The following is a 3462-nucleotide window of genomic DNA, read 5'->3' on the forward strand; positions in this document are numbered from 1 at the left end:
TGTGGCACATGTTCGAGTGCGGTGATCTGGTAGGTGATGGCGTTCTCAGCTCCGTCACCCTCGGTGACGCCCAGCACCCGAAAGGTCTGCAGCGCGAGCTCGGCCGTCGAGACAGCCCAGACCGACGTCGCCACCGGCACAGTGGTCCATGGCACCGAGACTGAAACCGTCGAGCCGGCAATGTCGCTGATAGTGCGGGCCTGGCTGCGGCCATTGCTGCCAAGGACGCGGATGGTATCGCCGGCGCTCAATCCTGGCGGCACCACGTCCAGGTCGACCGACTGCAACCCCGCTGCCTTGATGCGCCCGCCGTTGCGGCGGCCGGCCCGGTTCGGGTCTGCCACTTCGATGATGTCGCCAGGTTGCGGCACCGCTCCCTCGAGGCCCACACCAAACGTGACGGTCTCGGTCTCAAGGTTCTCGGTGTACAGGATATGGAGGCCGATGCGCTGCGCCTGGGCGCGCGACGTGCAGCCCATCGCTGCCACTTCCACCTGCTGGATACCATAGCGGGCGATGCCCGGGCGGTACTCCACCGTCTCGACCTTGGCGCGACCGAAGTCGTCCGGGTCATTCCAGGAGACCAACGCGACCGTATGTCGTACCTTCCGGGCTGAGCCGGAATAGGTGAACCGGCCGTCGATGACGTTCGTCTGGTTGAAGGCATACACCGGGTCCTGCGGCATGTCAGCCGATGCCAGCACCTGCCCAGCAGCGTAGTAGGTGATGCCGCGGAACACCGCCGCCATGTCCTGCAGCATCTTGTAGGCATCCTGCCTGGTCTGCAGGTACATGTCGCAGGTGAAGCGAGGTTCCTGTCCTCCCATGCCATCGCTGACCATCTGATCGCAGTACTGTGCAATCTGATACAGCCGCCAGCGATCGACCCAAGCGGCTGGGATGCGGTGGCCCAAGCCGTATCGGTCCTTGGTCACCATGTCATAGAAGACCCAGGCAGGGTTCCTCGTAAATGCAGGCTTGAAGGTGCCATCCCACACGCCAGCATACGTCCGCGCTTCCGGGTCGTAATTGCTGGGCACGGAGACAATCAACCACTCGCCGTAATAGGCTCGCGATGGGATCGCATCAAACTGGCTGGCGTCGACCTCAAGCGCGCCGAGCGCGCAGTTGGGATAGCGCAGCTTTGCGTCGATGATCTCTGTCATCGACTGCACTAGCGTGGTATCCGCAATCGTTGCGCTGTTTGCGTTGGGCGTCAGGCGTCGAACGCGGATCTGCCACTGGCTGCCCTCGGGCAGGTCGACGCGATGGCTGCGCTCGTATAGCGTGGTCGTCTTGCCGGTGAATGCATTGGAAATCACCGTGTTGAAAGCGCTGCCGTCGGTGGCCACGTCGATCGCGTAGCCGACGCTGTAGCCCTCAATGTCACCGTTCGTGGTGTTGGTCTTCTGCAGCGCCTGCACCGCGATGCGCACGCGGATCGCGGACAGGTCAGGATTGGTGAAGCTTCGCACGACCGGCTGATCGCTGCGCAGCTCGACGTTTACGGAGTTCTCGTTCTCGACGCTTGGAAAGCCGGCTAAGTGCTCTTGATCCTGGGTGCCCGTACGAGTCTCAAAGCGAACGCCTTGGAAGTTGAAGGAGCCGTCCTCCGCTTGCAGCGGCGTGCCATCGAGAAATACCGACCTCGCTCCATTGACCAGACCCTTGACCTCGCCCTCGCTCCAAAGGTCAATGATTTTCGCGTAAGCGATCGATTGCAGGCTGTCCGGCGTTTCCACCGGGGTACGGGCAGAGCTGGCCCCCTTCTTGGCGCCGTTTAGCGCTGGGGCGCGCTCCTGCGCATCGCCGCTCACTGCTGGTCCTCGGCAAAGATGCCACCACTGATGACGGCCGACCCAATCCAGCAGCGACCGTAAGCGAGTGGCACGGGATTCCCTTGCGCCTGCACGTTCACCGGCCCGTTGAACGCATAGCTCGGGCGGTTGTCCGGACTATCCTGCGTGCCCAATCCCTTCTGCGTTGGGGAAAGCATCTGCACAACGCCACCGATCACCATTGCGATGCCGGCATTGGTTAGCGGTACGCCGATCACGCCGTATCCCATCGAAGTGAGGACTACGCCAGCAACTACCAGCACTGCGCCGACGATCGTCTGCAGCACACCTCCGCGCTTTGAACCCTGCAGCACAGGCGCGATGCGGATGGCGTCATCCCCGGGCGGATCGTGCAGCTGATCTTCTGAGAGGTTGCGCCGGCCGTTGAACACCGCGAACGTCAGTCCACGATCCTTGGCGCCCATGAGGAAGCCTTGGAAGCCTGCGAGCTGCACGGACAGCGCGCGGATGGCCTCGGCCGGCGATGCCACCGCCAGCCGGAACTCCTTGCCAAACTTGGCGCGCAGCACGCCGTACAGCCGCACCACGCGCACCTTGGGCACTGCATGCATGCTCATGCAGCACCGCCGGTGGCGAGCTTGTGGCGCACCACACGCACCGTGCGGTCAGCCCAATAGCCGCCGTAGGGCACGCGCACCGACAGCCGGTCCGCGAGGTGGTGCAGCATCTGCCCCTCACCCAGGTACACGCCGGCATGGTTCGGCACCGGCGCGCGGATCTGCATCACGATCATGTCGCCGCGCTGGGGTTCGTCCTGAATCTCCGCGAATCCCTCGGCCTGCAGCCGCTCGAGTGCGTACAGATCGCCACCTTTGTTCCACCAATCATCTGCGCGTTCGTAGTGCGACAGCTGGATGCCCAGCTCGCGCGCGTAGAAGTCGCGCACCAGCGTGTAGCAGTCGAGTACGCCGTGGGCGAACTGGCGACCCACCAACGGCGCCACATAGCCGCTCGGCTGGATGGTCTGCACCTCGCCGCACTCCGGCACCCCGTCGACCTGCCCGACACTGATGATGTGCCACGTCAGCCCGCTGGCTTCGCACATCGCCTTGTCCGCATCCGAAGCATGCGCTGACGCATTCGGATGGCTGTGCACCAGCGCCACGATCTGGCCGGCATCTTCCGCAGCGGCGTAGTCCTCCCCCGGCAGGATGAAGTGCTCGCTGGGCGTGGTGGCGACGTTGCGGCACGGCCGGTATTGCTCGCCTGTACCGGACAGCACGACCAGCCCGCAGCACTCGCGCGGGTACTCAGCGGCGGCATGCGCCTGGATGGCCATGAGGGTTGCGTGTTCCATGTGATCGCCCATGAAAAAGGCCCGCACATGGCGGGCCTGGAAGGTCTAGATGCTGCTCGCGCGCTACGTGCGCAGCAGGCCGGCGGCGGGGAATCCGCCGTAAGGCAGCGGGTTGTTCGCGCCAAAGCGCAGCTTGCAGGACCGGACCTTGCCGCCGCAGACATCAAGCGCCGGATCGCTCACCGGGTTGTCGTTGATGTCGGCCACCGGTGGGCCGTTGTACCCGCAGTACGGGCCGCGATAGCCTCCGCGAATGATCCAGCTGCAGGTGTTGGCGATGATCTGCCGGCCCGGCAACTGCTCGCC

Annotated in this window: 4 protein-coding genes; all 4 read right to left on the minus strand. The window is 64.3% G+C overall.

From position 1 onward, the window contains the following. On the minus strand, positions 1–1817 hold a 1817-nt coding region (locus J7396_RS22825; protein ID WP_209262123.1), incomplete at its 3' end, for a phage tail protein. Next, a complete protein-coding gene (locus tag J7396_RS21840; protein ID WP_209262124.1) occupies positions 1814–2416 on the minus strand; it encodes a tail assembly protein in 603 nt (200 codons plus the stop codon). The genes J7396_RS22825 and J7396_RS21840, both read right to left, overlap by 4 nt. Then, entirely contained in the window at positions 2413–3138 is a 726-nt protein-coding gene (locus J7396_RS21845) for a C40 family peptidase (protein WP_244669815.1), read from the minus strand. Before J7396_RS21845 ends, J7396_RS21840 begins: the two co-directional genes overlap by 4 nt. Positions 3139–3219: 81 nt before the next feature. Continuing rightward, on the minus strand, positions 3220–3462 hold a 243-nt coding region (locus J7396_RS21850), incomplete at its 5' end, for a phage minor tail protein L (protein WP_209262126.1).

Source organism: Xanthomonas sp. A1809, from assembly GCF_017746015.1.
GTDB lineage: Bacteria > Pseudomonadota > Gammaproteobacteria > Xanthomonadales > Xanthomonadaceae > Xanthomonas > Xanthomonas euvesicatoria.

Bases quoted from the DNA above. Each gene is read 5' to 3' on its own strand.
- J7396_RS21840 (WP_209262124.1), bottom strand. From the start codon at position 2,416: ATGAGCATGCATGCAGTGCCCAAGGTGCGCGTGGTGCGGCTGTACGGC.
- J7396_RS21845 (WP_244669815.1), bottom strand. From the start codon at position 3,138: ATGGCCATCCAGGCGCATGCCGCCGCTGAGTACCCGCGCGAGTGCTGC.